The following is a 1,464-nucleotide window of genomic DNA, read 5'->3' on the forward strand; positions in this document are numbered from 1 at the left end:
AATGACCTTGCCAGCGGCATCGAGCAGTGTGATCTGGTTGCCGTTGACCTGATAAGTAGTCGGTTTGCCGCCACTGGTCAGGCCATCGAGGCCCGGTTGGCTCGCCTCGAAATTGAGGGACACCAGGCGATCGCTGCCCACATTGACCGGCAGCTGACCGTCCAGAGACTGGCTGGCCCCCCCTTCCTGCAGGCTGATGCCGCTGTCGATGCCAAGATTCGGATCCGCCGCATCCTTGATCACTACGTTGGAATTGCCGTTGATCACCGAGCCGTCGCTGTCGGTCACCTGCACCGGCAGGGTCAGGTTGAGATCGTCGCTAGCCCCGTGATCCAGGTTGGTGTGCACCGTCACCTGATAATCGAGAGTCGCATCCGTGTGCGCCTCGATGCGGCCAGGCACGCTCGGCAGGGTGACCGTCAGCACCAGGGTGCCGCTTGCGGTCACGGCCTGGAAGCTGTGGCCATTGCTGCCCGGCACCTCTTTCCAGGTGAGCGTCTCGCCGTTGTGGGTAATGGCCTTGCCGCTCGCATCGACTACCTGACCTGCAAGGGTCAGCCGCACGTCGACCACGGGATCGGAATCCGCCTTGATAGTGAGTTGACCTGTGGCCTGCTGATCATCGGCGGTCTGGTTGCTGCCGGCGCCATCGAAGCGTCCTTCGCTCAAGGTCACGCCGGTCAGGGAGATGGTCGGGTTGTTCCCCTCGCCGATGCTGACGTTGAGGGTACCGCTGGTGCTGTCATTGTTGCCGGCGCCCTTGTCGCTGTCGACAATATTGATTTGGAACGGCAGATCCGTGCTGGTGCTACCGTTCTCCTGATGCACCCCTTCATGCAGGGTCACCTTGTAGTCGAAACCATTGCTGGCGGCGTTGTTGAGGCTGCCGCTGATCTCGACTTCCAATACCTCGACGCGCTGGCCATCCACCATCACGTAGCCCTTGAGGATCTGGTTGCCCGGAATATTGGGATCCCCGTCGACCAGTTCATAGAGGACTGTCTGGCCCAGGGCGGTCAGCTTGGGCTGCTGAGTCACATCAGCAAACGAGACCTCGCTCACCCGATCCGAGCCCGCGTTGACCTCGAAATGGCCGGTGCCAGTCAGGGTGTTGCCACCGTTGAGATCCCCCTCATCCAGGCTCACCCCGCTGCCCGCCACGAAGCCAGGTGCGTTGCCATCCTTGATGGTCAGCGGCAGGTCGGTGGAGACGCTGTCCCCGTCCTTGTCAGTCAGGGTCACGGTCAGCGGCAGATCCAGAGACTCGTTGCCCTGATGATCCAGCTCGCCACTCAGGGTCACCTTGCTGGTGACGCTCCAGTTGCCGTTGTTGTCGACCAATTCCAGCTCGGCGCGCAGCACCTCGCGGCCGTCGGCCGTGGTGCCCACCAGATCGCCGTCAGCATCCAGGGTGAAGGTCACCTTACTGCCGTGGCTGCTGTATTTGCCATCCAGGCTCTGCTG

General features: G+C 62.0%; 1 pseudogene. It reads right to left on the reverse strand.

Features of this window, described 5'->3' with window-relative positions:
• Positions 1 to 1,464: pseudogene (locus tag CUC44_RS20875) on the reverse strand (retention module-containing protein); the annotation flags it as partial.

The sequence above is a fragment of the Aeromonas lusitana genome (assembly GCF_002812985.1).
In the GTDB taxonomy this organism is placed as follows: Bacteria; Pseudomonadota; Gammaproteobacteria; order Enterobacterales; family Aeromonadaceae; genus Aeromonas; species Aeromonas lusitana.